This window comes from Pseudescherichia sp. AS216 (assembly GCF_037152055.1).
Lineage (GTDB): Bacteria > Pseudomonadota > Gammaproteobacteria > Enterobacterales > Enterobacteriaceae > Pseudescherichia.
Genome location: NZ_JBBCMV010000006.1, coordinates 108,702 through 133,442, shown reverse-complemented (window position 1 = coordinate 133,442; position 24,741 = coordinate 108,702). Strand labels below are relative to the sequence as shown.

Genomic DNA, 24,741 nt, shown 5'->3' with positions numbered 1-24,741 from the left:
GCGGTCGCTTTTTCCACACAAAAGAGGGCAGTATAGCGGGTTATGACGCCGCTGACTAAAGCGTACCGTGTGCCACTTCCGCCGGGAAGTGACGATGCCAGGCGTCAAAGCCGCCGTCGACGCTGTAGACCTGGTCAAACCCCTGCTGCAACAGGTACTGGGCGGCACCTTTGCTGCTGTTGCCGTGGTAGCACATCACCATCACTGGCGTATCAAAGTCGTTCTGCTGCATAAACGTCCCCAGCGTATCGTTGGTCAGATGAAACGCGCCGGGGGTATGGCCCATGGCATAGCTCTGCGGATCGCGGATATCGACCAGCACCGCCAGCTTCTGATGCATCTTCTGGTGGGCTTCTTCTACATTAATACACTCAAACTGATCCATTTCGCTCTCATCTTGGTTGGGTATGCGCGTTATACATTCTCTCTCTAATTTTACGTCGTTCCGCCAGGTAAACGCCATTATGTTATGCGTATCACTCTAAATTGTTTTTTTGATGTTACCAAAAGCGCGTTCGTTTGCTATTATGAGCGATATCGAACATTTTTGAGCTTTTACGAAAGTGCATGAGGTGAGCATGGAAACCAAAGATCTGATTGTGATAGGTGGGGGCATCAACGGTGCCGGTATCGCGGCAGACGCCGCCGGGCGTGGTCTTTCCGTGCTCATGCTGGAGGCGAATGACCTGGCCTGTGCCACCTCCTCGGCCAGCTCGAAGCTGATCCACGGCGGCCTGCGCTACCTGGAACACTATGAGTTTCGCCTGGTGAGCGAGGCGCTGGCGGAGCGTGAGGTGCTGTTGCAGATGGCACCGCATATCGCTTTCCCGATGCGTTTTCGCCTGCCCCACCGTCCGCACCTGCGTCCGGCGTGGATGATCCGCATCGGCCTGTTTATGTACGATCACCTGGGCAAACGTACCAGCCTGCCCGGCTCTACCGGTTTGCGTTTTGGCTCAGAGTCGGTGCTGAAGCCGGAGATCGTGCGCGGATTCGAATATTCTGACTGCTGGGTCGACGATGCGCGTCTGGTGCTGGCGAATGCGCAGATGGTGGTGCGTAAAGGTGGTGAGGTGTTAACCCGTACCCGGGCGACCTCGGCACGTCGCGAAAACGGTCTGTGGATCGTGGAAGCCGAAGACATTGATACCGGCGAGAAATACCGCTGGCAGGCGCGAGGCCTGGTAAATGCCACCGGCCCGTGGGTGAAGCAGTTCTTTGACGAGGGGATGCAGCTGCCGTCGCCGTATGGCATCCGTCTGATCAAAGGTAGCCATATCGTGGTGCCGCGCGTGCACTCGCAGAAGCAGGCCTATATTCTGCAAAACGAAGATAAGCGTATCGTGTTTGTGATCCCGTGGATGGACGAGTTCTCTATTATCGGCACCACCGACGTTGAGTATAAAGGCGATGCACAGCACGTTGAGATCGACGAGGGTGAGATTAACTACCTGCTGAAGGTCTATAACGCGCACTTTAAAAAGCCGCTGACCCGGGACGATATTGTCTGGACCTACTCCGGTGTACGTCCGCTGTGCGACGATGAGTCCGACTCACCGCAGGCCGTTACCCGCGACTATACTCTCGATATTCGTGATGACGAGGGTAAAGCGCCTCTGCTCTCTGTCTTCGGCGGCAAGCTGACAACCTACCGCAAGCTGGCCGAACACGCGCTGGAGAAGCTGACGCCGTACTACAGCGGCATCGGCCCGGCGTGGACAAAAGAGTGCGTACTGCCCGGGGGCGATATTGCTGGCGACCGTGACGACTACGCGGCGAAGCTGCGCCGTCGCTATCCGTTTATCAGCGAGCCGCTGGCACGCCACTACGCCCGGACCTACGGCAGCAACAGCGAGCTGATCCTTGCCGGTACGTCGTCCGTTGAAGATCTTGGGGAGAATTTTGGCCATGAGTTCTACGAGGCCGAACTGCGCTATCTGGCAGAGCATGAGTGGGTGCGTCGCCTCGACGATGCTATCTGGCGTCGGACGAAGGTCGGTATGTGGTTAAACGCGGAAGAGCAGTCTCGGGTGGCGCTGTGGCTGGCTAGCTGGGCTAAGCGTGAATTGTCATTAGCATCATGATTAAAACGCCCGGTGGCGCTATGCTTACCGGGCCTACGTGTAGGCCGGGCAAACGCAATGCCGCCCGGCGTTTTTACAGTTTTACAGGCGTATCGGCTTAATATCCCAGATTTTATCCGCGTACTCCTTGATTGTCCTGTCAGATGAGAAGTAGCCCATATTGGCGATGTTATGCATCGCTTTAATGGTCCACTCTTCTGGCTGGCGGTAAAGCTCATCCACCCGATCCTGACAGTCAACGTAGCTGCGAAAATCTGCCAGCACCTGATAGTGATCGCCGAAGTTAAGCAGGGAATCCACCAGATCGCGGTAGCGGCCCGGCTCATCACGGTTAAACACGCCGGTGGCAATCTGCGTCAGGACGTTGTTCAGCTCTTCGTCTTTATCATAGTAGTCGCGCGGCTTATAGCCTTGACGACGCAGCGTCTCAACCTCATCCGCCGTATTACCAAAGATAAAGATATTGTCATCACCCACGTGCTCCAGCATCTCGACGTTTGCGCCATCCAGCGTGCCGATGGTCAGCGCACCGTTGAGGGCAAACTTCATGTTACTGGTCCCGGAGGCCTCCGTTCCCGCCAGCGAAATCTGCTCGGAGAGATCCGCTGCCGGAATGATCAGCTGCGCCAGGCTGACGCTATAGTTCGGAATGAACACCACCTTCAGCTTGTCGCCAATCTGCGGATCGTTGTTGATGACCTTCGCCACATCGTTGATCAGATGAATAATATGCTTCGCCATGTAGTAGGCCGAGGCCGCCTTACCGGCAAAGATATTGACGCGTGGCACCCAGTCCGCATCCGGATCGGCTTTGATGCGGTTATAGCGGGCGATAACGTGCAGGACGTTCATCAGCTGACGCTTGTACTCATGGATACGCTTGATCTGTACGTCGAACAGCGCCTTCGGGTTTACCACCACGTTAAGCTGCTGGCCGATGTAGAGCGCAAGACGCCTTTTATTCTCCAGCTTCGCCTGGCGTACAGACTGGTTCAGCATCGGGAAGTCGATGTGCTGCTCCAGCTCGCTAAGCTGGCTCAGATCGGTTCGCCAGGTACGCCCGATATGCTCATCAAGCACATCCGACAGCGACGGGTTAGCCAGCGCCAGCCAGCGTCTCGGCGTGACGCCGTTGGTGACGTTGGTAAAGCGCCCAGGAAACACTTTCGCAAAATCCGCAAACAGCGACTGCACCATCAGGTTTGAGTGCAGCTCGGAGACACCATTGACCTTATGGCTGGTCACAACGGCCAGCCAGGCCATACGCACCCGACGGCCGTTGGACTCGTCGATAATCGAGACGCGGCTAAGCAGACCGGTATCATTCGGATACTGCTCCTGCACCGTCTTCAGGAAGTAGTCATTGATCTCAAAGATAATCTGCAGATGACGCGGCAGAATTTTACCCAGCATGTCTACCGGCCAGGTCTCCAGCGCCTCACTCATCAGCGTATGGTTGGTATAGGAGAAGATCTGGCAGGTGGCCTCAAAGGCATCATCCCAGGTGAACTTATGCTCGTCTATTAGCAGACGCATCAGCTCAGGGATCCCGAGCACCGGATGGGTATCGTTGAGGTGAATAGCAACCTTATCCGCGAGATTGGCATAGGTCTTATGCAGCATGAAATGGCGGTTAAGAATATCCTGCACCGTCGCCGAAACAAGGAAATACTCCTGGCGCAGACGCAGCTCGCGGCCGGAGTAGGTCGAGTCATCCGGGTAGAGCACGCGGGAGACGTTTTCCGAGTGGTTTTTATCTTCCACCGCGGCAAAATAGTCACCCTGGTTGAATTTACCGAGGTTAATCGCGCTACTGGCCTGAGCATTCCACAGCCGCAGCGTATTGGTGGCGTCGGTATCAAAGCCGGGGATGATCTGATCGTAGGCGACCGCCAGGATCTCTTCGGTCTCTACCCAGCGGGTCTTTTTCCCCTCCTGCTGGATCCGACCGCCGAACCGCACCTTGTAACGGGTGTTGTGGCGTTTGAACTCCCACGGGTTGCCGTACTCCAGCCAGTAGTCCGGGGACTCTTTCTGGCGACCATCAACGATGTTCTGCTTGAACATACCATAGTCGTAGCGGATGCCGTAGCCGCGCCCTGGCAGACCAAGCGTAGCCAGCGAGTCGAGGAAGCAGGCGGCCAGACGCCCCAGGCCACCGTTGCCGAGGCCGGGGTCGTTCTCTTCGTCGATCAGCTCTTCAAGATCCAACCCCATCTCTTCCAGCGCGTTTTTAACGTCGCCGTAGATGCCCAGCGCCAGCAGGGCATTAGAGAGGGTGCGGCCAATCAGAAACTCCATCGACAGGTAATAGACCTGGCGCGTCTCCTGAGAGAGCTGCGCACGGTTTGAGCGCAGCCAGCGCTCAACCAGGCGGTCACGCACGGCGAACAGGGTGGCGTTCAGCCACTCATGTTTATTGGCGATGGCCGGATCTTTACCAATGGTAAACATCAGTTTATAGGCAATGGAGTGCTTTAACGCCTCAACGCTGAGCGTCGGTGATGTATAGGTAAAGGGTACATTCATAAACGTGATTCCTGGTGCTCTACTTCAACCGATAATAGAGATCCCGATAGGATTGAGCGGCAACCTGCCAGCTAAAATCCATATTCATCGCCTGACGCTGAACAAAGCGCCACAGCGAAGGCCGGGACCACAGCACAAAAGCACGCCTTATTGCCCTAAGCAGCGACCAGGCATTGCTGTCTTCAAACACAAATCCGCTGGCGATACCGTCCGCCAGGTTCTCAAGTGAGCTGTCTGATACGGTGTCAGCCAGCCCACCGGTACGCCGTACCAGCGGCAGCGTGCCGTACTTCAGTCCGTAGAGCTGCGTCAGGCCGCACGGCTCAAAGCGGCTCGGCACCAGAATCACATCCGCGCCGCCCATAATGCGGTGCGAGAAGGCTTCGTGATAGCCGATCTGAACCCCTACCTGCCCCGGATGCTCGGCGGCGGCGGCCAGGAAACCCTCCTGCAGCACCGGATCGCCTGCGCCCAGCAGGGCCAGCTGTCCCCCCTGCTCCAGCAGGCCGGGCAGCGCCTCCAGCACCAGATCCAGTCCTTTCTGACTGGTCAGGCGGCTGACGACGGCAAAGAGCGGGATCTTCTCATCGACCTTTAGACCCATCGCAATTTGCAGCTGACGCTTGTTTTCTGCCTTATCTTCCAGCGAGTCGCGGGTAAAGCGTGACGCCAGCAGCAGGTCGGTTGCCGGATCCCAGATCTGCTCATCAACGCCGTTGAGGATCCCGGAGAGGCGGCCCTCTGCGTGGCGCTGGCGCAGCAGTCCTTCCATGCCGTACGCAAACTGCGGCTCGGTGATCTCCCGCGCGTAGGTGGGGCTAACCGCCGTAATGTGATCGGCAAAATAGAGCCCCGCCTTCAGGAACGAGAGCTGGCCGTTAAACTCTACGCCATTAACACTAAAGAATGACAGTGGCAGATCTATTTCACTCATGTGATGAGCATAAAACATACCCTGGTAGGCTAAATTATGCACGGTAAATACGGACTTCGCCGGATGACCACGCGCGGCAAGGTAGGCAGGGGCCAGCCCGGCATGCCAGTCGTGGGCATGGACAATGTCCGGACGCCAGAACGGATCGAGACCGCATGCCATCTCGCTGCCGACCCAGCCGAGCAGGGCGAAACGCAGCACGTTGTCGGTATAGGCAAACAGATTCGTATCGTGATACGGGCTGCCGGGACGGTCATAGAGGTGTGGGGCATCAATCAGATAGATACCCACGCCGTTATAGTGGCCGAAGAGCAGCGTGATGTGTCCGGCAAACGTCTCTCGTCGGGACACCACTTTCGCATCAGTAATACCGCGCCGAATATCAGGGAATGCCGGCAGCAGTACGCGGGTATCAACACCACCGGCTATTTGCGCCGCAGGGAGTGCACCAAGTACATCTGCCAGACCACCGGTCTTGAGCAACGGGAACATCTCAGAACATACATGTAAAACCTGCATTCTCGCTCCTGTTAAAAACCGCTACCGTATGCGGGCGGTAGCGGTAAACCAGCGCGCGGACCCCTTCCGCGCAAGGTTATGATTTGATGCCGTCACTCTTTTAATTTGCTTAACATCTCGCGCGTGACCAGCACAATGCCTTCTTCTGAACGGTAGAACCGACGGGCATCCTCTTCTGCATTTTCACCAATGACCATGCCCTCGGGTATTTTACAGGCGCGGTCAATAACGCAGCGGCGCAGGCGGCACGAACGTCCTACCCAAACATCCGGCAGCAGAACCGACGAGTCGATATTGCAGAATGAGTTAACGCGCACGCGCGGGAACAGCACCGACTGCACCACCACCGAACCGGAGATAATGCAGCCCCCCGACACCAGCGAATTAAGCGTCATTCCATGGCTACCCGATCTATCCTGTACAAATTTAGCAGGCGGTAGCGATTCCATGTGGGTTCGGATAGGCCAATTTTGATCGTACATATCCAGTTCGGGTGTTACGGAGGCAAGATCGAGGTTAGCCTTCCAGTACGCCTCCAGGGTTCCCACGTCGCGCCAGTAAGGCTCGGCGTCTGGATCCGACTGCACGCAAGAGTGCGGGAAGGCGTGGGCAAAGGCCTCGCCGGCTTTCGTCACTTTCGGGATAATATCCTTACCGAAATCGTGATTAGAGTTCTCATCCTTGTCATCCTCTTCCAGCAGCGCGTAGAGATACTCTGCGTCGAAAATATAGATCCCCATGCTGGCCAGAGATTGGGTGTCATCCCCTGGCATCGTCGGCGGATTGGCAGGCTTCTCAACGAAATCGATTACTTTTTCGTTTTCATCTACCGCCATCACGCCGAACGCCGTTGCTTCTGCTTTTGGTACCGGCAGGCAGGCGACGGTGCAGCGTGCGCCCTTCTCAACGTGGTCGATCAGCATGCGCGAGTAGTCCTGCTTATAGATGTGATCGCCCGCGAGGATGACAACGTACTCCGCATTGTAGCGGCGAATGATGTCTAGGTTCTGGGTGACCGCATCCGCCGTGCCGCGATACCAGTTCTCACCGTGTAAGCGCTGCTGGGCGGGAAGGAGATCGACAAATTCGTTCATCTCTTCGCTAAAGAAGGACCAGCCGCGCTGAATATGCTGCACCAGGGTGTGCGACTGATACTGGGTGATCACGCCGATACGACGGATACCGGAGTTAAGACAGTTGGAGAGCGCAAAATCGATAATACGGAACTTGCCGCCAAAGTGTACCGCAGGCTTGGCGCGTGTGGTGGTCAAGTCTTTGAGACGCGTGCCACGCCCTCCTGCCAGGATCAGGGCTACAGATTTTAATGGCAGCTGGCGCGCTAACATTAGCGGATCGTTGTTATCTAATCTAACCATGATGAACTCCTTTTTTTATGACCTTCGAAAAACGCATACTCCATGCGCGGGCCCATGCCAGACAGCCACTACCACCGGATTATCCTCACCGGCAAATGGAGGAACGGCGCGCCATTCCCCGTCGGGTAATACAATCTCTGTAACCTTATCCGTATTGTTCAGCGTAATCAGGAAACGGTCTGAAAGCAGGATTTGCAGATGGCCTGGCCCATGCTCCCACTCCTGCACGCTTAAAGGCTGGGCATCCTTGTTCAGCCAGCTGACGTTACCGTCACCCTCTTCCCACCAGGCATTCTGCGTTAATGCCGGGACCTGCTGGCGAAGATGGATTAAGGTGGCCACGAAGGTGGTTAACCCGTCATTTGCCTTTTCCCAATCAAGCCAGGTCAGCGCGTTGTCCTGGCAGTAGGCATTATTGTTACCATGCTGGCTATGTCCCTGTTCATCACCCGCCAGCAGCATTGGCGTACCTTGTGACAGCAGCAGCGTGACCAGTAGGGCATGGACACTGTCTCGCCGCCGCTCAATCACATACAACGATCCGCCTAATCCCTCTGTACCATGATTATTGCTGTGATTATTGTTAGTGCCGTCGCGATTCTCTTCACCGTTGGCCTCGTTGTGCTTATGGTTAAAGCAAACGCAGTCGCGTAGCGTGAAACCGTCGTGCGCCGTCACCAGGTTAATCGACGCGGCGGGAAGACGCCCGCTGCGTCTGAACACATCCCCCGAACCGGCAAAGCGCGTGGCAAATCGGCCCAGAGAGAGATCCTTCGCCAGCCAAAAACGGCGGGAAGCATCGCGAAACTGATCGTTCCACTCAGCAAACAGCGGCGGGAAGTTACCCACCTGGTAACCGCCCTCACCCACGTCCCACGGCTCGGCAATCAGCTTCACTGCCGAGAGCAGCGGATCGTTTTTTATCTCCTCAAACAGCGGCGCACGGGCATCAAAGTGCGGCGTGCGCCCCATCACCGTCGCCAAATCGAAGCGGAAGCCGTCGATGTGGTAGGTCTCTACCCAATGCCGCAGGCACTGGTGCGCATACTCCACTACGCCAGGATGACTCAGGTTCAGGGTATTACCGCAGCCGGTCCAGTTGGCGTAATCGCCATTCTCTCTGATCCAATAATAGCTACGGTTATCGATTCCGCGCAGGGAGAAGGTCGGGCCTTCAAGATCGACCTCAGCGCTGTGGTTCAATACGATATCGAGGATCACCTCAATACCGGCTTTGTGCAGCGCTTTGACCGCCTCGCAAAACTCCTGCTGGGCGCGGTCAGGATCGCTGGCGTAGCGCGGATCGAGGGCAAACATCGCCAGCGGGTTGTAGCCCCAGTAGTTGCTCAAGCCCAGCCGCTGCAGGCGCGGTTCGCTGGCGAAATGCGCCACCGGCAGCAGCTCCAGAGCCGTGATCCCCAGCCGTTTAAAGTAAGCGATCATCACCGGGTGGCCGAGGGCCCGGTAGGTGCCGCGTATCGCCTCTGGAATGTCCGGATGCAGATACGTCAGCCCCTTAACATGGGCCTCATAGATCACCGTTTTGCCCCAGGCGTTACGCGGCGGGGCGTCATCTTCCCAGTCAAACGCCTCGTTAACGACCACGCTCTTTAACGCAATCCCCGCGTTGTCGTGCGGATCGGGCGCAGCAAAGCCACCGTGAAAAAGCGGATGATCGATAGCCTCTCCCTCTACGCGATGGGCGCAGGGGTCAACCAGCAGCTTTGCCGGGTTAAAGCGGTGGCCCGCCGCGGGATCCCAGGGGCCGTGAACCCGGTAGCCATAGCGCAAACCGGGACGCGCCCTCTCCAGAAAACCATGCCAGACGTCGCCGCTGCGGGCAGGCAGGTCGTAGCGCTGTTCATTCCCTTCATCGTCAAAGAGACAGAGCTCAACTCGCTCTGCGTTTGCCGAGAAGAGCGTGAAGTTCACGCCGTTGCCCTCGTAATGCGCGCCAGGTGGCGCAGGCTTACCTGCCGCCAGCTTCGTCATTCACCCTCCCTCACCAACCAGATGGTAGAGAGCGGCGGCAGCGTCAGGCTGAGCGAGTTATCGCGACCGTGGCTGGGGATGGCATCGCTGTGCACGCTGCCGTAATTCCCGGCGTTGCTGCCGTGATAGTGCATTGAATCCGTGTTCAGTACCTCACGCCAGCGGCCCGGCTGATTGATGCCAAAACGGTATTCATGGCGCGGCTCTGGCGTAAAGTTGCTGGCCACGATAATTTCATTTCCGTCTTTGTCCCGGCGTACGAACACAAACACCGAACGCTGGCTATCGTCGACCACCAGCCATTCGAAACCGTAGCCATCGAAATCAAGCTCGTGCAGCGCTTTATGGTGACGATAGGTGGTGTTGAGATCGCGCACCAGCCGCTGAACGCCGTGGTGCCAGTTATCGCCGCCCTCCAGCAGATGCCAGTCAAGGCTGCTGTCGTGGTTCCACTCACGGCCCTGAGCAAACTCGTTGCCCATAAAGAGCAGTTTTTTACCCGGGAAGGCCCACATCCAGCCGTAGTAGGCGCGCAGGTTGGCAAACTTCTGCCATGCATCACCCGGCATGCGATCAAGAATCGATTTTTTGCCATGCACAACTTCATCATGCGACAGCGGCAGAACGAAGTTCTCGGTGTAGTTGTAAATCATCCCGAACGTCAGCTTATCGTGATGATACTGACGGTAGATGGGATCGAGCTTGAAGTAGTCGAGGGTGTCATGCATCCAGCCCAGGTTCCACTTGTACCAGAAGCCCAGCCCACCGTTATCCGATGGCCGCGATACGCCCGGGAAATCGGTGGACTCTTCGGCCATGCTCACCGCCCCTGGTACCTGCTCGCCCAGCTTGCGGTTAGTGCTACGCAGGAATTCGATGGCTTCAAGGTTCTCGCGACCGCCAAACTCGTTGGGGATCCACTCCCCCTCTTTGCGGCTGTAGTCACGGTAGATCATGGAAGCCACCGCATCGACGCGCAGGGCGTCAATACCAAAGCGCTCAACCCAGTAGAGCGCGTTACCCACCAGATAGTTACTGACCTCACGGCGACCATAGTTATAGATCAGCGTGTTCCAGTCCTGATGGTAGCCCTCGCGCGGATCGCTATGCTCATAGAGATCGGTTCCATCGAACTCAGCGAGGCCGAATTCATCCGACGGGAAGTGGCCTGGTACCCAGTCAAGGATCACGTTCAGACCCGCCGCATGGGCAGCCTTGATAAAGTAGCGGAAGTCATCCCGCGTGCCGAAGCGGCGAGTGGGCGCATAGAGGCCCGTTGGCTGATAGCCCCAGCTGCCATCAAACGGATGCTCGTTGATCGGCATCAGCTCTAAGTGGGTAAAGCCCATCCACTTGGCGTAGGGAACCAGCTGCTCTGCCAGCTCGCGATAGCTCAGCCAGAAGTTATTGTCGGTATGGCGACGCCATGAGCCGAGATGCACCTCATAGATAGAGATCGGCTGGTCAAACTCGTTGGCTCGCTTGCGCTCTTCGGTCTGCTCGACCTTTTCCGGCAGGCCGCAGATCATGGAGGCAGTTTCCGGGCGCATCTGCGCCTCGAAAGCATACGGGTCGGCCTTGATGCGTAGATTACCGTTGGCGTCGATCATCTCGAATTTGTAGATCTGCCCATTCTGCACGCCGGGGATAAACAGCTCCCAGATGCCGGACTCTTTGCGCAGGCGCATGGGATGACGACGGCCATCCCAGTAGTTAAATTCGCCTACTACCGAGACGCGTTGGGCATTCGGTGCCCAGACGGAGAATTTGGTACCGGTCACGCCGTCCATGGTATCGGCGTGCGCACCCAGGGTCTCATACGGCCGCAGGTGCGTGCCCTCTGACAGCAGCCAGGCATCTAAGTCCTGAATGAGAGGACCAAAGCGGTAAGGATCGTCTATCAGATTAGCGTGATCGTGCCAGTGAACGGCAAGCTGGTAGCGGAAAGGATTTTTACGGCGTTGAATGATACCGGCAAAGAAGCCACGTGAATCAAGGCACTCTAGCCTGGCCAGCTTGCGTCCGGTTTTCGTTTCGATAACCCACACTTCGGTGGCGTCAGGCAGCAACGCGCGGACTTCCAGCCCGGCATTGGTGCGGTGCATACCGAGTACGGAAAAGGGATCCGCAAAATGGCCTGCTATTAGCGCGTTAATCACGTCTCTATCGACAAGACTGGACATGGTTTTTTTATCCTGTTCTCAATGTGCCACATTTTTTTCGCCAGCCACATCCAGCTGGCCTGAAACTGTTCCAACCTAAAGCATAGACAAGGCTTCCCCTGTCTCCTGATTAATTTGGCTGAATTGCGACTACATTATGTATTTACCAAAATTGTCGCTGTGTTTGTTCACAAAAAATGTGCAAAAAAAAGGAGGTGACGCAGCACCTCCTCATAAACAGTGATCGTTACGCCAGCTGGCGCAGCATCCGTCGTAGCGGCTCGGCGGCTCCCCACAATAGCTGATCGCCGACGGTGAAGGCGGAGAGATACTCCGGCCCCATGTTGAGCTTGCGCAGACGGCCAACCGGGGTAGTCAGCGTGCCGGTGACCGCCGCCGGGGTCAGCTCACGCATGGTGATCTCACGGTCGTTCGGCACCACTTTCGCCCACTGATTGTGGGCCGCCAGCAGAGACTCAACGGTTGGGATAGAGACATCTCTCTTCAGCTTGATGGTAAAAGCCTGGCTGTGGCAGCGCAGCGCACCCACGCGCACGCAGAGGCCATCCACCGGAATAACCAGATCGGTATTGAGGATCTTGTTGGTCTCTGCCTGGCCCTTCCACTCTTCACGACTCTGGCCGTTATCAAGCTGCTTATCAATCCACGGGATCAGGCTGCCCGCCAGCGGTACGCCGAAGTTATCAACCGGCAGCTCGCCGCTGCGGGAGAGCGTCGTGACCTTACGCTCGATATCAAGGATAGCCGAGGCCGGATCCGCCAGCTCGCCGGCAACGTGGCTGTGCAGCTGGCCCATCTGCGCCAGCAGCTCACGCATGTGGCGCGCGCCGCCGCCGGAGGCCGCCTGGTAGGTAGCAACCGAAACCCAATCCACCAGGTTCTCGGCAAACAGGCCACCCAGCGACATCAGCATCAGGCTAACGGTGCAGTTGCCGCCGACAAAGGTTTTCACTCCGTTGTTCAGGCCCTGGGTAATAACGTCCTGGTTCACCGGGTCAAGAATGATGATGGCATCATCTTTCATGCGCAGCGAGGAGGCCGCGTCGATCCAGTATCCCTGCCAGCCGCTTTCACGAAGCTTTGGATAGATTTCATTGGTATAATCGCCGCCCTGGCAGGTAACAATGATGTCGAGTGCCTTCAGCGCCTCCAGATCAAATGCGTCCTGCAGCGTGCCCGCCGCCCCTGTACCGAAGGTCGGTGCTGGCTGGCCAAGCTGGGACGTAGAGAAGAAGACGGGGCGAATGGCATCAAAGTCGTGCTCTTCTACCATGCGTTGCATGAGTACAGAGCCGACCATACCGCGCCAGCCGATAAAACCAACATTTTTCATAGCGTATTTCCTGCAGAGGTGGGTGCTGTTTGAGCGATCCAGATCTTTTTACTGGTATACCTCACACATTACAAAATGCAGCTAAAGTCGCAAGTGAAATTAATCAATGATAGTGTCGCCGTCAGAAATAGCGCTTATCAGCGGCCGTTTAGGGCGTGCCTCAGGGAAACGAAGCAATGAATGATATCCTCTCCATCGCGGTGCTGTTGATCCTGATTATGGATCCGCTTGGCAACCTGCCTATCTTTATGTCGGTATTAAAGCATACCGAACCGAAGCGCCGCCGGGCGATTATGATCCGCGAGCTGCTGATTGCCCTGCTGCTGATGCTGATTTTCCTTTTTGCCGGCGAGAAGATCCTCTCATTCCTGAACCTGCGCGCCGAGACCGTCTCTATCTCCGGCGGCATTATCCTGTTCTTAATCGCCATTAAGATGATCTTCCCCAGCCCCGAGGGTGGCAGCTACGGCATGCCCGCCGGTGAAGAGCCGTTTATTGTACCGCTGGCGATCCCGCTGGTGGCGGGCCCCACTCTGCTCGCCACGCTAATGCTGCTTTCGCACCAGTATCCGAATCAGATGGGCCATCTGGTGATCGCCCTGATGCTGGCGTGGGGCGGCACGGTGGCGATTCTGCTGCAGTCGACGCTGTTTTTACGCCTGCTCGGTGAGAAAGGGGTTAACGCGCTGGAGCGTCTGATGGGACTGGTGCTGGTCATGCTGGCAACCCAGATGTTCCTGGACGGCATTCGGGTGTGGATGAAGGGGTAGCGGTACCTGAAGACGCCCGGGGGGCAGTATGCTAAAATTTGTACACTATAGGAGGTAAATTTTATGCCTAAAAATCTTTCTCCGAGTGTGGCGAGCAAGGTTCGTCATCTTGCTGCCTTTCACCATGTGTCAGATAAGTGTGACAGCACGAGCCGCATGGCTATGGCCATTACGCGTCTGGCTGGCGATACTGTCATTCTTGATAACGTTGAGCAGTTACTCGTCAATTTGAAGAGGAAAGGCGTGCTCACGAAAGCCGAAACGCTTTCACTTCAGGCTGACTATCTCAAGGAAAAGCGGAAAATCTGACAGGGATCTGTGTATGATTTTTGACCCATTCGGTGACTTCGAAACGGCCGGATATTTACAAAACTCATTAGGGTTGAAAGACCCTAATGAGGTGAAACAGTCTGAGCACCTTGTGTTTGAACTGGGAATAGAAGACGCGATTAGCTTTCTCTCCTCTCTGAAGTCCATAAATTACACGTCGCTACTTAAGGTTCATGAACTTCTCTTTTCGGATTTTTATCCCTGGGCCGGGCGTGACCGTCATGCGTTGACACCTAACCTGGCCGTCTTTAAGGGCTCCGCTGACAATCCACGTCATACAACTTTCGAACATCCCAAGGGTATTAAACTTGCTGTAGATTATGCGTTACGACTGGCAGCAGACTGTGAGAATTTCAAAGCAAAACCTGGCGAGGTGATGGGGCTTTTAGCTTTTGCTCATCCTTTTCTTGATGGTAACGGGCGAACGATTTTGTTAGTTTTTATGGAGCTCGCGTTCCGCGCAGGCTTCGCCATCGACTGGGCTCAGACTGATAAAGATGATTATTTATATGCGCTTAGCGCTGAGATTGGCGATCCTGCCAAAGGTTATCTCAATGCCTACCTGAAACCATTCGTTGTAGATATATCAAACCGTGATCAATGGCCTGAACTGATTGCAGGTATTAAGGGACTTGATGGGTTAGACAAAGAGAATGTGTCTTATGGCAACTTGGACGATCCTGAGATTCAGAGACTCTACGCTGTAACCCGGTATTACTCCTCTTCAGATCCCCACTCACATTAAACAAAAAGGCAGCCGCTAAAAGGGGCTGCCTTTTTGATAGCAGAAGTTTAGCTTAGCAGCGAGAAGGCAATCATCCCGACAATCGCGCCCGTGGTGCCGAGGATGGTTTCCATCATCGTCCACGTCTTCAGCGTCTGTGCTTCGGTTGCGCCGGTAAACTTACCGAACAGCCAGAAGCCAGCATCATTGACGTGGCTAACCACGATAGAGCCGCCTGCGATGCAGATCGACAGCGCAGCCATCTGTGCGCCAGAGAAGTGCAGCTGCTCAATCACCGGCATCACCAGACCCACCGCGGTCAAACAGGCCACCGTTGCCGACCCTTGAATAATACGCACCGCCGCAGCCAGCACGAAGCAGGTGATAGCAATAGGCAGGCCCATGCCGGTCAACGCTTCGCCCAGGGCCGGACCGACGCCGGAATCCACCAGCACCTGCTTAAAGACGCCGCCTGCACCGATCACCAGCAGAATAATGCCCGCCGGCTGCAACGCCGTCCCGCAGATCGCCATCACTTTGTCTTTCGCCATGCCCTGACGATACGCCAGGCCGTAGATGGCGACCAGGCACGCCACCAGGATGGCGGTAAACGGATGGCCGATAAACTCCAGCCACTCGTAAAGCGTAGAGCCCTGCTCAACGAAGCGGGCGGCGATGGTTTTCAGGCCGACCAGCACCAGCGGCAGCAGGATCAGCGCCAGGCTGAAGCCGAACGACGGCATCTTGCCTTCGCCGAGATGCGGCTCGCTGATATCATCCGGAATATGCAGCTCAACGTAGCGGCTGATAAAGTTGCCCCACAGCGGCCCGGCAACCAGCATGCCCGGGATCGCCGCGCAGAGGCCGATCAGGATCATCCAGCCAAAGTCGGCGTGCATCTGAGACGCCAGCAGCATCGGCGCTGGCCCCGGCAGCAGGAAGGCCGCCGCCGCCGCAACCCCGGCAAATAGCGGGATGACCAGCTTAACCAGGTTAGTGCCCGTATGGCGCGCCATGGAGAAGGCGACGCTGATCAGCAGCACAATCGCCACTTCAAAGAAGAGCGGCAGCGCACAGATCAGCCCCGCAAGGCCGATAGCATAGTGCGCCCGGCTGTGGCCGAAAGATTTCAGCATCCTGACCGCGATCTGATCCACCGCGCCGGTCTCATGCAGAATTTTGCCGAACATCGCTCCCAGCGCGACCACTATGGCGAGGAAGCCCAGCGTGCCGCCCATGCCTTTTTCCATGGTTTTGGCAATGGCGTCGAGCGGCATGCCGGAAAAGAGCCCTGCGCCAATAGAAACCACCATCAAAGCAATGAAGGCGTGAAGACGTGCCTTCATCACTAAAAACAGCAGCAGCAAAACCGAGCCGACCGCTGTCAAAACAAGCGTTAAAGTACCCACTGTACTGCCTTAATTTTTTATTTATTAATCACATCAATAGTGCTGGCCACCACGCCGTCGAGCGGCTGGTCGATATCCACAATTAATACGTCGCTCTCGTCTGCCTTTGGCTCCTCCAGCGCTTCAAACTGAGTCACCAGCATCTGCGTCTTGAAGAAGTGGCCTTTACGCGCTTTGAGGCGGGCTTCGATCACGTCGAAATCACCCTTCAGGTAGATAAAGGAGAGGTTGGGATTGCCGTCGCGCAGCAGATCGCGATAGCTCTTTTTCAGCGCCGAGCAGACGATCAGCGACACTTTATTGGTGCGCTGCATCGCGAAGGCGGCATCGTTCAGCGCCTGCAGCCAGGGCTTGCGGTCGTCATCGTTCAACGGCTCGCCAGCGGCCATTTTGGTGATATTGCTGCGCGGATGGAGAAAGTCGCCATCCAGGAACGCGGCATGCAGCTGATGGGCTACTTCGCTGGCAACGGCGGATTTTCCACTGCCGGATACGCCCATCAGGACATAAACGTGGTGATCGTGATTAGTCGTGCTCAAAGGTCGCTCCCACAGAGACAAAAGGTAGATTGTTACGGGTAACAGTTATCGGTAACATTTTCCTGCTGGGGCGAGTGAGAAGCAATAAGCCGTACTCTCCGAAGTGAATAAGTGTGAGCTACTTCAAATTTGTCAGACTAAATAGATCCACCTGGTGATAATGTGAAACCTAAATCTAACATTTTCGGCGTCACGACCTCACCGCGAATGCGCGCCAGCAGGCGCTCGGCACCAATGCGGCCCATGCGTTCACGCGGCGTCAGCACGCTCGCCAGCTGAGGCTCCATCACCTGGCCAATATCATGGCCGTGGAAACCGGCAATCGCCATGTCATCCGGGATTTTTAATCCTAAACGTTGGCACTCGAACGCCGCCCCCACCGCAAGGTCATCATTGGTACAAAAAATACCGTTGAGCTGCGGATATTCGCGGCGCGCCTGGCGCATCAGTTCAATGCCGGATGAGTACGACGAGGATTGCTCCATCATCACGCTGTACGGCGTCAGGCCGGCGTCGCGCATCGCCTGCTCATACCCCTGCTGTTTGATAATAGTACGTTCGTCGAGACGTGCACCAAGATAGGCGACGTGGTGATGGCCGCGCGCCACGATGGCCGCAGTCATCTGGCGGGCAGCATCGAAGTTATCAAAGCCAACGGCGATGTCGAGACACGGCGAGCAGCTGTCCATCAGCTCCACCACCGGAATACCCGCCACCTCGATCATCTTTAGGGTCCGCGGCGTATGGCTACGCTCGGTAAGGATCAGGCCGTCGATGTTCCACGACAGCATTGACTCCAGCCGCTCCTCCTCCATCTCCGGCTTGTAGCCATAGTGGGCCAACATGGTCTGATAGCCATGGGCATCGGTGACGCTTTCGACACCGCGCAGCACTTCAGCGAAGACCTGGTTGGTCAGAGAGGGAAGCAGCACGCCGATAGCGCGGCTGGTAGCGTTTGAGAGGATGTCAGGTGCGCGATTAGGAATGTAGCCCAGCTCGTCCAGCACCGCTGCAATTTTGCCACGCAGCGCCACGGAGACTTGCTCCGGGTTGCGTAAAAAACGGCTGACGGTCATTTTGGTCACGCCAACGCGATCTGCAACGTCCTGAAGTACGGGTCTTTTCTTTTTCATCGTCCTGAGCGGGGTAAACGGGAGAACATTGTTTTAGTTTACCACGACGCAGGCGCAACCTCCCCGCTGATAAGGAGAGGTGGCGCACTTTATTTAACACATCATACCGGTGGCAGGTCGAACAGCAGGATTTCACTGTCGCTGTCTGCATGAATCGACAGCGCCTGCTCGTCCCAGATAGCCAGACCATCAGCAGTGGTGGCGGTGGTCCCGTTAACAGAGACGCTACCTTTCACCACCTGGATCCACACCTTACGTCCGGCGGTAATCTGGTAATCCCCCTGCTCGTCTTGTGACAGCGCCCAGCGGGAGAGCTCCATATCCTGGTTCACTTTCAGCGAGCCGTCCCGGGCATCTGGAGAGAGCACCAGCTGGCGACCATGGGCGGCGTCAAAGCGGCGCTGCTCGTAGCGCGGTGCAATGCCGGTTTTTTCTGGAATGATCCAGATTTGATACAGGTGCAGAGGCGCTGTTTTGCTCGGGTTGTACTCAGAGTGGCGTACCCCGGTTCCGGCGCTCATGATCTGAAACTCACCGGCTGGCACCTGCTCTTTATTACCCATGCTATCTTCGTGCTCCACCGCCCCTTCCAGCACGTAGGTTAAAATTTCCATGTCTTTATGGGGATGGGTACCAAAACCCTGGCCGGCGTCAATCATGTCGTCATTAATGACGCGCAGCGCCGAGAAACCCATAAAATTTGTATCATAGTAGTTGGCAAAAGAGAAGGTATGCCATGAGTCCAGCCAACCATGATTTGCGTGACCACGTTCGTTTGCTTTGCGTAAGAAAATCATTTTTTCACCCCCGACTGTTTTCGATGGAGTAAGTTTGTACCCGATCGACCCAGGATGATAGAGGGTGAAAATTGACTCCTCTGTTCAAAAATTATGAACAACTTATAAAACAGCAAAAAACCTTATTTTGCGAGGGTTACCGTGGCAGGTGCGGCCTGCTCAAACCCGCGTTCGAGGATCTCAAGGTTGGTTAACACCTCAGATTCCTTGACGTAGTTTTCTGCGCCTTCTGTCAGGGTGGCATAAAGGGCATCGTAGACGCGGCCATAGTCGCCTGGCTCCGGCTGCCACTCTTCGCGCACCGTCTCTCCGGCGTCGTTGAGGTACTCCAGCGTCGCCAGGGTGTCGTCGGCAGCAAACCCAGCCTCGCCCGGCATAATATTGGCCTTCAGGCTGGTCTCCTGCTGGTCAATCCCATACTTGATAAACGAGCCGCGGGTACCGTGGATGATAAATTTCGGGTAGTCGATTTTGACATAGTGGCTGGTCTTCACAATCGCCTTCAGGTCGCCGTAAAAGAGTTGCGCCTCAAAGGTGTCGTCCGGGTTGGCTTTATTACGCAGGCTGCGGATGTCATAGGCGACATGGTCCGGGCGACCAAACAGGGAGATGATCTGATCCAGGGTATGCACGCCGAGGCCAAAGAACATGCCGTCCTGCGGCAGGCCCGGTTTGGTCTCTGCTACCGGACGGAAGTAGTCAATGTGGCTCTCGATTTCGACAATCTCACCCAGCTTGCCGCTCTCAATGGCTTTTTTCGCCGTCAGGAAACAGCTGTCAAAGCGACGGTTCTGGTAGGGCGTAACGGTGAGGCCTTTGCTTCTCGCCAGCTCGAACAGGGTAATGGCTTCGGCCATCGAGGGGGTAAAAGGCTTCTCTACCAGCACGTTTTTACCCGCCTCCAGAGCGCGCTTCGCGTACTCAAAGTGGCTATCGGCATGGGTGCAGACGATCACCAGCTTCACCTGTGGATCGTTGAGTACCTCGTCGAGATCGCTGGTGAAGTGGATGTGCTGATACTGAGGATACTGCTCTTCCGGCTTGGGATGGCGGCGGAAGATGTGTGCCACGTGCCAGCTCGCTTTGCGATTGAGAACATAGGGAAGGTGGTAGCGGGTGGTACTTTTACCAAAGCCGATAAATGCGCAGTGCAGAGTCATGGGTCACCTCTTTTTTAAAACAGTGCCCATAACCATAGCGCAAAGTAGAGCACCGTAACACGCCCGATGGCGCTGCGCTTATCGGGCCTACGGGTGCAGGCAAAATGGCAAATAAGCCAGGTTGATACATAGCTAAAAAAAAAGCCAGCATAGGCTGGCTAAATTAATACTGGAAGCAATGTGAGCAATGTCGTGCTTTCAGGTTCACCGTAGTAGCGCCTGAACGCATAGCAATAATAATCATTATCATTCGCACTTGTCTAATACTTTTTGCAAAAAATGGCAGTTGACGAAGATTTTGAATTAACGGATGTTGGAGAGGAGTGTTAACTAACTGAGGATAGAGGAAAATGAGTGAGATAGTGATACGCCACGTCGAAGCCCGCGATGCCGAGCCATTACGCCTGATGTCAGCGCAGCCGGAGATGTATCACCATCTACTACAGCTACCCTACCCCTCTCAGGAGCTTTGGCAGGAGCGCGTTAAGCCCCGGCCCGGCCACCGCATGCTCGTCGCCACCATTGATGGGGAAGTCGCCGGGCACATTGGCATCAGCGTAGAGCAGAACCCGCGCCGCAGCCACGCGGCAGAGTTTGGTCTTGCCGTCTCGCCCGCCTTTCGCCAGCGGGGCGTCGCCAGCGCCCTGATGAAAGCCATGATTGATGTGTGCGAGAACTGGCTGCGCATTGAGCGGATAGAACTGTCGGTATATGCCGATAACGAGGCCGCTGTCGCGCTCTACCGCAAGCATGGATTTGAGATCGAAGGCACCGCCAAAAAGTACGCTCTGCGCAACGGCGAGCTGGTGGACTCCTACTTTATGGCACGGATGAAATAAGAGATTGCCGGGTGGCACAGCGCCACCCGGCCTATACATTAATACCCCGCCGTTAAGTCATCCACCGAACGCGGATCCGACGCGCCATACAGCGCCCCGTCTTCACCTACCATGATGCTTTGGGTGCTGCCCATCGCCTCCTTCAGCGCCACTTTCTGTCCCTTCTGCTCCAGCATTTTCAGCGTATCCGGGCTAAAGCCCTTCTCTACGCGCAGCTCGTCAGGCAGCCACTGATGATGGAAGCGCGGCGCGTTAGTCGCTTCGGCCACGTTCATTTTAAAATCGATGCTGTTGACCACCATTTGCAGCACGGTGGTGATAATTCGGCTCCCGCCAGGGCTGCCGGTCACCAGCCAGGTTTTACCGTCTTTAACAACGATGGTTGGCGACATCGACGAAAGCGGACGCTTGTTTGGCCCCACGGCGTTGGCATCGCCACCCACCAGCCCATACACGTTTGGCACGCCCGGCTTGGCCGAGAAGTCATCCATCTCGTTGTTAAGCAGAATGCCGGTATTGCCCGCCACAATCCCGGTGCCAAAGACGGTGTTCAGGGTATAGGTCACCGCCACCGCGTTACCGTCCTTATCCACCACCGAGAAGTGGGTAGTCTGGTTACTCTCGTAAGGCGCCAGCTTGCCGGGGCGGATCTGGCTCGACGGCCTGGCCTTGTTAACGTCGATCTGCTGGGCAATGGATTTGGCATACTCTTTATTGGTAAGCGCCTGCCACGGCACTTTGACAAAGTCCGGGTCGCCAAGGTACTCCGAGCGGTCGGCATAGGCGTACTTCTCTGCCTCGGCCATCACCTGCATGGCATCCGCGCTGCCAAAGCCATATTTCGCCAGGTCGAAGTTTTCAAGGATATTAAGGATCTGCACGATATGGATCCCGCCTGAGGAGGGCGGCGGCATGGAGAAGACCTGATAACCTCGGTAGTCGCCGCTGATGGGGGTGCGCTCCACCGCCCGGTAGGCCGCCAGATCCTCTTTGGTAATCAGGCCGCCGTTCTTGCTCATCTCCTGGGCGATCTGATCGGCAATCGCCCCCTTATAGAAGGCATCCGGCCCCAGCTCGGCAATCATCTCCAGGCTCTTGGCCAGATTAGCCTGAACCAGCTTGTCACCTTTCTTCAGCGGCTCGCCATTTTTCCAGAAGATCGCCTTGCTGTTGTCGTGATTGGGCAAGACTTCGCTGCCGTAGGTTTTCAGATCCTCCGCCAGGGCGTCATTAACCGTAAAACCCTGCCGGGCCAGCTTGATGGCGGGCTGTACCACCTTGTTCAGCGGCAGCGTGCCGTACTTCTCCAGCGCCAATGAGAAACCCGCCACCGTGCCGGGGGTACCGGTCGCCAGATGAGAGGTCAGGGATTTTTTACTGTCGGGGTTGCCCTGGTCGTCGAGGAACATATCCCGGCTGGCCTGGGCTGGGGCCATCTCACGGAAGTCGATGGCGGTGGTAGTCCCGTCTCTGGTACGCAGCAGCATAAATCCGCCGCCGCCGAGGTTTCCGGCCTGCGGATGAGTCACCGCCAGCGCGTAGCCCACCGCTACGGCGGCATCCACCGCGTTACCGCCCTGCTTTAGAATATCAACACCCACGCGGGTGGCGGCGGCATCCACCGACGCCACCATCCCCTGCTGCTCGCGCACCGGGTGGAAAGTATCGGCTTCAACGCCGTAGGAGACGGGGGGCGCTTCCGGCTGCGGCGCGGCGGCCACGCCAAAACAGCTTCCAGCGACCAGCGCCGCGATAGCGGCCCAGTGCGCAAACTTAGGCTTACTCATCATTATTCTCCAGGAAAAATGGCTGATATTGCTGCTTAATCCTGGTTCACAACGCTAAAAAACGCACAGTCTTTGCGCTGAGCAAGTAAACTTAACTGATCCACCTACAGGAGGACATCACGATGAAATACCTCTTATCTCTGGCTCTGTTGCTACCGCTTAGCGTTTTCGCGCAGCCGATCAATACCATGAATAACCCGAACCAGCCGGGGTATCAAATCCCCAGCCAGCAGCGGATGCAGACCCAGATGCTGAATCAGCAAAGCCAGCAGAAAGGCATGTTGAACCAGCAGCTTCAGACCCAGACGCGCATGCAGCAACAGCACCTGGAGTCGCAGATCAATAACAACTCCCAGCGCATGCTGGATTCGCAGCCGGGCAGACTGGATAACAGCCGCGAACAGATGTTGCCCAACACTAGCGGCAGCATGCTAAATCCGTCCGGTACGCCGCAGCCCACTATTCCCCTGAAGACGATGAGTCCTTAGGGCTGGAAATCCGGGCCGATAGTGTCGATGCGATCGGTACAGATGCAGTCCACGCCCCAGCGTAGCAGCTCCGCCGCACGCTGGGGCTGATTGACGGTGTAGACCAGAATATGCAGCCCGGCTGCTTTAATCTCTGCCGTCCGCTGTTCATCCAGCAGCTTGTGGTTAAGGTGCAGCGAGACGCAGCCGAGGCGCGTTGCTAGCGCGCGCCAGTCTTCGCGCCACGCGTCCAGCAGCAGACCGCGCGGCAGCTCCGGGGCGGCCTGCTGCGCGGCCTCCAGAGCGTCAATCTCAAATGAGGAGAGCAGCGGCCGCGTCATGCCCTGCCAGAGCGCCCGCGCCGCCAGCGCCACCGTTTTTCCCGTCAGCGGCCCGGTACCGGTGGTCGGCTTGATCTCAATGTTAGCCATCATGCCATGCTGCCGGCAGCGATCCGCCACCTGCGAGAGCAGCGGCAGCGGCTCGCCCTTGAACGCGCCGCTAAACCAGCTCCCTGCATCCACCTTCAGCAGATCGCTCCACGGCAGATCGCCCGCCACGCCCCAGCCGTTGCTGGTGCGCTCCAGGTTATCGTCGTGCAGCAGAAAGATCTCCCCGTCGCGGGAGAGCTTGACGTCAAACTCGATCATGGTGTGACCGAGGCGCGCGCCGGTATCGATGCCCGCGAGGGTATTCTCCGGGGCCAGCTTGCCGCCGCCGCGATGGGCGACAACAGTGGGGTAAGGCCAGTGACTCATAAACGTTGTCCTGTTTCACCATCAAAAAGGTGCAGGTGGCTCTCGGGCATGTTCAGCCACAGCGTGCTGCCCGGTGTCGGGCGATCGTGATGCGGCAGCCGCACCACCAGCTTCTGCTCGCCCCAGCGGCCGTGGGCCAGGTTATCCGCCCCCAGCATCTCCAGGGTATCTATTACCAGCGGAATGCCGCCTGCGGATTGTGAGCTTAGCGTAATATGCTCCGGGCGGATACCCAGCGTCATCTTGCGCCCGGCGTAGCCCCGGTAGTACCAGTTGATGGGCAGAGCCATACCGCTCTCCAGCTCAAAGTGATCCCCGGCGGTGCTGATGCGCCCATCCAGCAGGTTCATCGCCGGACTGCCGATAAAGCTCGCCACAAAGCGGCTGGCCGGTTTCTCATACACTTCTACCGGCGTGCCGATCTGCTCCGCCACGCCCTTGTTCATCACCATCACCCGCTGCGCCAGGGTCATGGCCTCAACCTGATCGTGGGTGACGTAGAGCGAAGTGGTCTTCAGGCGGCGGTGCAGCTGCTGCAATTCGAGACGCATCTGGACACGCAGCTTGGCGTCGAGGTTGGAGAGCGGCTCATCAAACAGAAAGACGGCAGGATCGCGGACGATCGCCCGGCCCATCGCTACGCGCTGACGCTGGCCGCCGGAAAGCTCGCGCGGGCGACGTTTCAGCAGGCTATCCAGCTCCAGAATACGCGCTGCCTCTTTGACCCGCTCGGCGATGTGCGCTTTACCCATGCCGCGAATTTTTAATCCCCACGCCATATTCTCTTCCACGCTCATGTGCGGATAGAGGGCATAGTTCTGGAATACCATGGCGATGCCGCGCTCTTTCGGCTCCATCTCGGTTACCCGCTGGCGGTCGATCCAGACGTCGCCGCTGGTGACCCGTTCCAGCCCGGCCACCATCCGCAGCAGGGTCGACTTGCCGCAGCCGGAGGGGCCGACCATCACGATAAATTCGCCATCCGACACGTCCAGGGTCAGGGGTTGGATCACCTGAGTCTTGCCGCCGTCCCAGCTTTTGCTTACTGCCTGTAGTTTTAATCCAGCCATGTTTTTAC

General features: G+C 56.8%; 21 protein-coding genes. 6 read left to right on the top strand and 15 right to left on the bottom strand.

Annotated features, from left to right (window positions below; all coding sequences use genetic code 11):
* Nucleotides 1–55 precede the first annotated feature (55 nt).
* Nucleotides 56–385, bottom strand: a complete 330-nt coding sequence (gene glpE / locus WFN61_RS17500) for a thiosulfate sulfurtransferase GlpE (protein WP_103820339.1) — start codon at nucleotides 383–385, stop codon at nucleotides 56–58.
* 193 nt (nucleotides 386–578) lie between these two features.
* Between glpE and glpD the strand changes: the two genes are divergently transcribed.
* Nucleotides 579–2,084, top strand: coding sequence for a glycerol-3-phosphate dehydrogenase (glpD, locus tag WFN61_RS17495; RefSeq protein ID WP_144818023.1), 1,506 nt, complete (start codon nucleotides 579–581; stop codon nucleotides 2,082–2,084).
* An 81-nt stretch (nucleotides 2,085–2,165) separates the two neighbouring features.
* Here the strand turns inward: glpD and glgP are convergent, their stop codons facing one another.
* The 6 genes from glgP to asd all read right to left on the bottom strand — a co-directional run bounded on the left by glgP (nucleotide 2,166) and on the right by asd (nucleotide 12,950).
* A complete protein-coding gene (gene glgP / locus WFN61_RS17490) occupies nucleotides 2,166–4,613 on the bottom strand; it encodes a glycogen phosphorylase (protein WP_257758706.1) in 2,448 nt (815 codons plus the stop codon).
* 19 nt (nucleotides 4,614–4,632) lie between these two features.
* Nucleotides 4,633–6,066, bottom strand: coding sequence for a glycogen synthase GlgA (gene glgA / locus WFN61_RS17485; RefSeq protein WP_337038992.1), 1,434 nt, complete (start codon nucleotides 6,064–6,066; stop codon nucleotides 4,633–4,635).
* 92 nt (nucleotides 6,067–6,158) lie between these two features.
* On the bottom strand, nucleotides 6,159–7,442 hold the full coding sequence (gene glgC, locus WFN61_RS17480) for a glucose-1-phosphate adenylyltransferase (RefSeq protein ID WP_337038991.1): 1,284 nt from the start codon (nucleotides 7,440–7,442) through the stop codon (nucleotides 6,159–6,161).
* A 15-nt stretch (nucleotides 7,443–7,457) separates the two neighbouring features.
* Entirely contained in the window at nucleotides 7,458–9,434 is a 1,977-nt protein-coding gene (gene glgX, locus WFN61_RS17475) for a glycogen debranching protein GlgX (RefSeq protein WP_337038990.1), read from the bottom strand.
* Complete coding sequence (gene glgB, locus WFN61_RS17470) at nucleotides 9,431–11,617, bottom strand: 1,4-alpha-glucan branching enzyme (RefSeq protein WP_222889346.1); 2,187 nt, start codon at nucleotides 11,615–11,617, stop codon at nucleotides 9,431–9,433. The genes glgX and glgB overlap by 4 nt, the downstream gene beginning before the upstream one ends.
* A 226-nt stretch (nucleotides 11,618–11,843) precedes the next feature.
* The gene (gene asd, locus WFN61_RS17465; protein ID WP_313574477.1) at nucleotides 11,844–12,950 is read right to left on the bottom strand and encodes an aspartate-semialdehyde dehydrogenase; all 1,107 of its coding nucleotides are present in this window, start codon (nucleotides 12,948–12,950) and stop codon (nucleotides 11,844–11,846) included.
* 176 nt (nucleotides 12,951–13,126) lie between these two features.
* Here asd and WFN61_RS17460 point away from each other — a divergent pair, with 176 nt between their 5' ends.
* The 3 genes from WFN61_RS17460 (at nucleotide 13,127) to WFN61_RS17450 (ending at nucleotide 14,795) form a co-directional block, all read left to right on the top strand.
* On the top strand, nucleotides 13,127–13,720 hold the full coding sequence (locus WFN61_RS17460; RefSeq protein ID WP_042393172.1) for a YhgN family NAAT transporter: 594 nt from the start codon (nucleotides 13,127–13,129) through the stop codon (nucleotides 13,718–13,720).
* A gap of 63 nt (nucleotides 13,721–13,783) precedes the next feature.
* A complete protein-coding gene (locus WFN61_RS17455) occupies nucleotides 13,784–14,029 on the top strand; it encodes a hypothetical protein (protein ID WP_257758710.1) in 246 nt (81 codons plus the stop codon).
* Between the two features lie 13 nt (nucleotides 14,030–14,042).
* Nucleotides 14,043–14,795 carry a Fic/DOC family protein gene (locus WFN61_RS17450; protein WP_257758711.1) on the top strand — a complete coding sequence of 251 codons (753 nt, stop codon included), beginning with the start codon at nucleotides 14,043–14,045 and terminating at the stop codon, nucleotides 14,793–14,795.
* 47 nt (nucleotides 14,796–14,842) lie between these two features.
* On the opposite strand, the gene gntU is transcribed toward WFN61_RS17450, so the two are convergent.
* The 5 genes from gntU to WFN61_RS17425 all read right to left on the bottom strand — a co-directional run bounded on the left by gntU (nucleotide 14,843) and on the right by WFN61_RS17425 (nucleotide 19,812).
* Nucleotides 14,843–16,183, bottom strand: coding sequence for a gluconate transporter (gntU, locus tag WFN61_RS17445; RefSeq protein ID WP_144818016.1), 1,341 nt, complete (start codon nucleotides 16,181–16,183; stop codon nucleotides 14,843–14,845).
* A gap of 17 nt (nucleotides 16,184–16,200) precedes the next feature.
* The gene (gene gntK, locus WFN61_RS17440) at nucleotides 16,201–16,722 is read right to left on the bottom strand and encodes a gluconokinase (protein ID WP_222889345.1); all 522 of its coding nucleotides are present in this window, start codon (nucleotides 16,720–16,722) and stop codon (nucleotides 16,201–16,203) included.
* Between the two features lie 137 nt (nucleotides 16,723–16,859).
* The gene (gene gntR, locus WFN61_RS17435) at nucleotides 16,860–17,855 is read right to left on the bottom strand and encodes a gluconate operon transcriptional repressor GntR (protein ID WP_222889344.1); all 996 of its coding nucleotides are present in this window, start codon (nucleotides 17,853–17,855) and stop codon (nucleotides 16,860–16,862) included.
* Between the two features lie 101 nt (nucleotides 17,856–17,956).
* Nucleotides 17,957–18,652 (bottom strand): pirin family protein, encoded by a 696-nt coding sequence (locus WFN61_RS17430; RefSeq protein ID WP_312282909.1) that lies wholly within the window; start codon nucleotides 18,650–18,652, stop codon nucleotides 17,957–17,959.
* 122 nt (nucleotides 18,653–18,774) lie between these two features.
* Nucleotides 18,775–19,812, bottom strand: a complete 1,038-nt coding sequence (locus WFN61_RS17425; RefSeq protein ID WP_337038989.1) for an oxidoreductase — start codon at nucleotides 19,810–19,812, stop codon at nucleotides 18,775–18,777.
* A gap of 350 nt (nucleotides 19,813–20,162) precedes the next feature.
* On the opposite strand from WFN61_RS17425, the gene yhhY reads away from it, so the two are divergent.
* Nucleotides 20,163–20,651, top strand: a complete 489-nt coding sequence (gene yhhY / locus WFN61_RS17420) for an N-acetyltransferase (RefSeq protein ID WP_222889341.1) — start codon at nucleotides 20,163–20,165, stop codon at nucleotides 20,649–20,651.
* Between the two features lie 38 nt (nucleotides 20,652–20,689).
* Here the strand turns inward: yhhY and ggt are convergent, their stop codons facing one another.
* Entirely contained in the window at nucleotides 20,690–22,438 is a 1,749-nt protein-coding gene (gene ggt, locus WFN61_RS17415) for a gamma-glutamyltransferase (RefSeq protein WP_312282910.1), read from the bottom strand.
* A gap of 122 nt (nucleotides 22,439–22,560) precedes the next feature.
* Between ggt and WFN61_RS17410 the strand changes: the two genes are divergently transcribed.
* Nucleotides 22,561–22,926 carry a DUF2756 family protein gene (locus WFN61_RS17410; RefSeq protein WP_144818009.1) on the top strand — a complete coding sequence of 122 codons (366 nt, stop codon included), beginning with the start codon at nucleotides 22,561–22,563 and terminating at the stop codon, nucleotides 22,924–22,926.
* Here the strand turns inward: WFN61_RS17410 and ugpQ are convergent.
* Nucleotides 22,923–23,663 (bottom strand): glycerophosphodiester phosphodiesterase, encoded by a 741-nt coding sequence (gene ugpQ, locus WFN61_RS17405; protein WP_312282911.1) that lies wholly within the window; start codon nucleotides 23,661–23,663, stop codon nucleotides 22,923–22,925. The genes WFN61_RS17410 and ugpQ overlap by 4 nt on opposite strands.
* Nucleotides 23,660–24,733 (bottom strand): sn-glycerol-3-phosphate import ATP-binding protein UgpC, encoded by a 1,074-nt coding sequence (locus WFN61_RS17400; protein ID WP_257758714.1) that lies wholly within the window; start codon nucleotides 24,731–24,733, stop codon nucleotides 23,660–23,662. Before WFN61_RS17400 ends, ugpQ begins: the two co-directional genes overlap by 4 nt.
* Nucleotides 24,734–24,741 lie beyond the last annotated feature (8 nt).

Excerpts from the sequence above, each read along its gene's own strand:
- glpE (WP_103820339.1), bottom strand. The coding sequence starts at position 385 with ATGGATCAGTTTGAGTGTATTAATGTAGAAGAAGCCCACCAGAAGATG.
- glpD (WP_144818023.1), top strand. The coding sequence starts at position 579 with ATGGAAACCAAAGATCTGATTGTGATAGGTGGGGGCATCAACGGTGCC.
- glgP (WP_257758706.1), bottom strand. The coding sequence starts at position 4,613 with ATGAATGTACCCTTTACCTATACATCACCGACGCTCAGCGTTGAGGCG.
- glgA (WP_337038992.1), bottom strand. The coding sequence starts at position 6,066 with ATGCAGGTTTTACATGTATGTTCTGAGATGTTCCCGTTGCTCAAGACC.
- glgC (WP_337038991.1), bottom strand. The coding sequence starts at position 7,442 with ATGGTTAGATTAGATAACAACGATCCGCTAATGTTAGCGCGCCAGCTG.
- glgX (WP_337038990.1), bottom strand. The coding sequence starts at position 9,434 with ATGACGAAGCTGGCGGCAGGTAAGCCTGCGCCACCTGGCGCGCATTAC.
- glgB (WP_222889346.1), bottom strand. The coding sequence starts at position 11,617 with ATGTCCAGTCTTGTCGATAGAGACGTGATTAACGCGCTAATAGCAGGC.
- asd (WP_313574477.1), bottom strand. The coding sequence starts at position 12,950 with ATGAAAAATGTTGGTTTTATCGGCTGGCGCGGTATGGTCGGCTCTGTA.
- WFN61_RS17460 (WP_042393172.1), top strand. The coding sequence starts at position 13,127 with ATGAATGATATCCTCTCCATCGCGGTGCTGTTGATCCTGATTATGGAT.
- WFN61_RS17455 (WP_257758710.1), top strand. The coding sequence starts at position 13,784 with ATGCCTAAAAATCTTTCTCCGAGTGTGGCGAGCAAGGTTCGTCATCTT.
- WFN61_RS17450 (WP_257758711.1), top strand. The coding sequence starts at position 14,043 with ATGATTTTTGACCCATTCGGTGACTTCGAAACGGCCGGATATTTACAA.
- gntR (WP_222889344.1), bottom strand. The coding sequence starts at position 17,855 with ATGAAAAAGAAAAGACCCGTACTTCAGGACGTTGCAGATCGCGTTGGC.
- WFN61_RS17430 (WP_312282909.1), bottom strand. The coding sequence starts at position 18,652 with ATGATTTTCTTACGCAAAGCAAACGAACGTGGTCACGCAAATCATGGT.
- WFN61_RS17425 (WP_337038989.1), bottom strand. The coding sequence starts at position 19,812 with ATGACTCTGCACTGCGCATTTATCGGCTTTGGTAAAAGTACCACCCGC.
- yhhY (WP_222889341.1), top strand. The coding sequence starts at position 20,163 with ATGAGTGAGATAGTGATACGCCACGTCGAAGCCCGCGATGCCGAGCCA.
- ggt (WP_312282910.1), bottom strand. The coding sequence starts at position 22,438 with ATGAGTAAGCCTAAGTTTGCGCACTGGGCCGCTATCGCGGCGCTGGTC.
- WFN61_RS17410 (WP_144818009.1), top strand. The coding sequence starts at position 22,561 with ATGAAATACCTCTTATCTCTGGCTCTGTTGCTACCGCTTAGCGTTTTC.
- ugpQ (WP_312282911.1), bottom strand. The coding sequence starts at position 23,663 with ATGAGTCACTGGCCTTACCCCACTGTTGTCGCCCATCGCGGCGGCGGC.
- WFN61_RS17400 (WP_257758714.1), bottom strand. The coding sequence starts at position 24,733 with ATGGCTGGATTAAAACTACAGGCAGTAAGCAAAAGCTGGGACGGCGGC.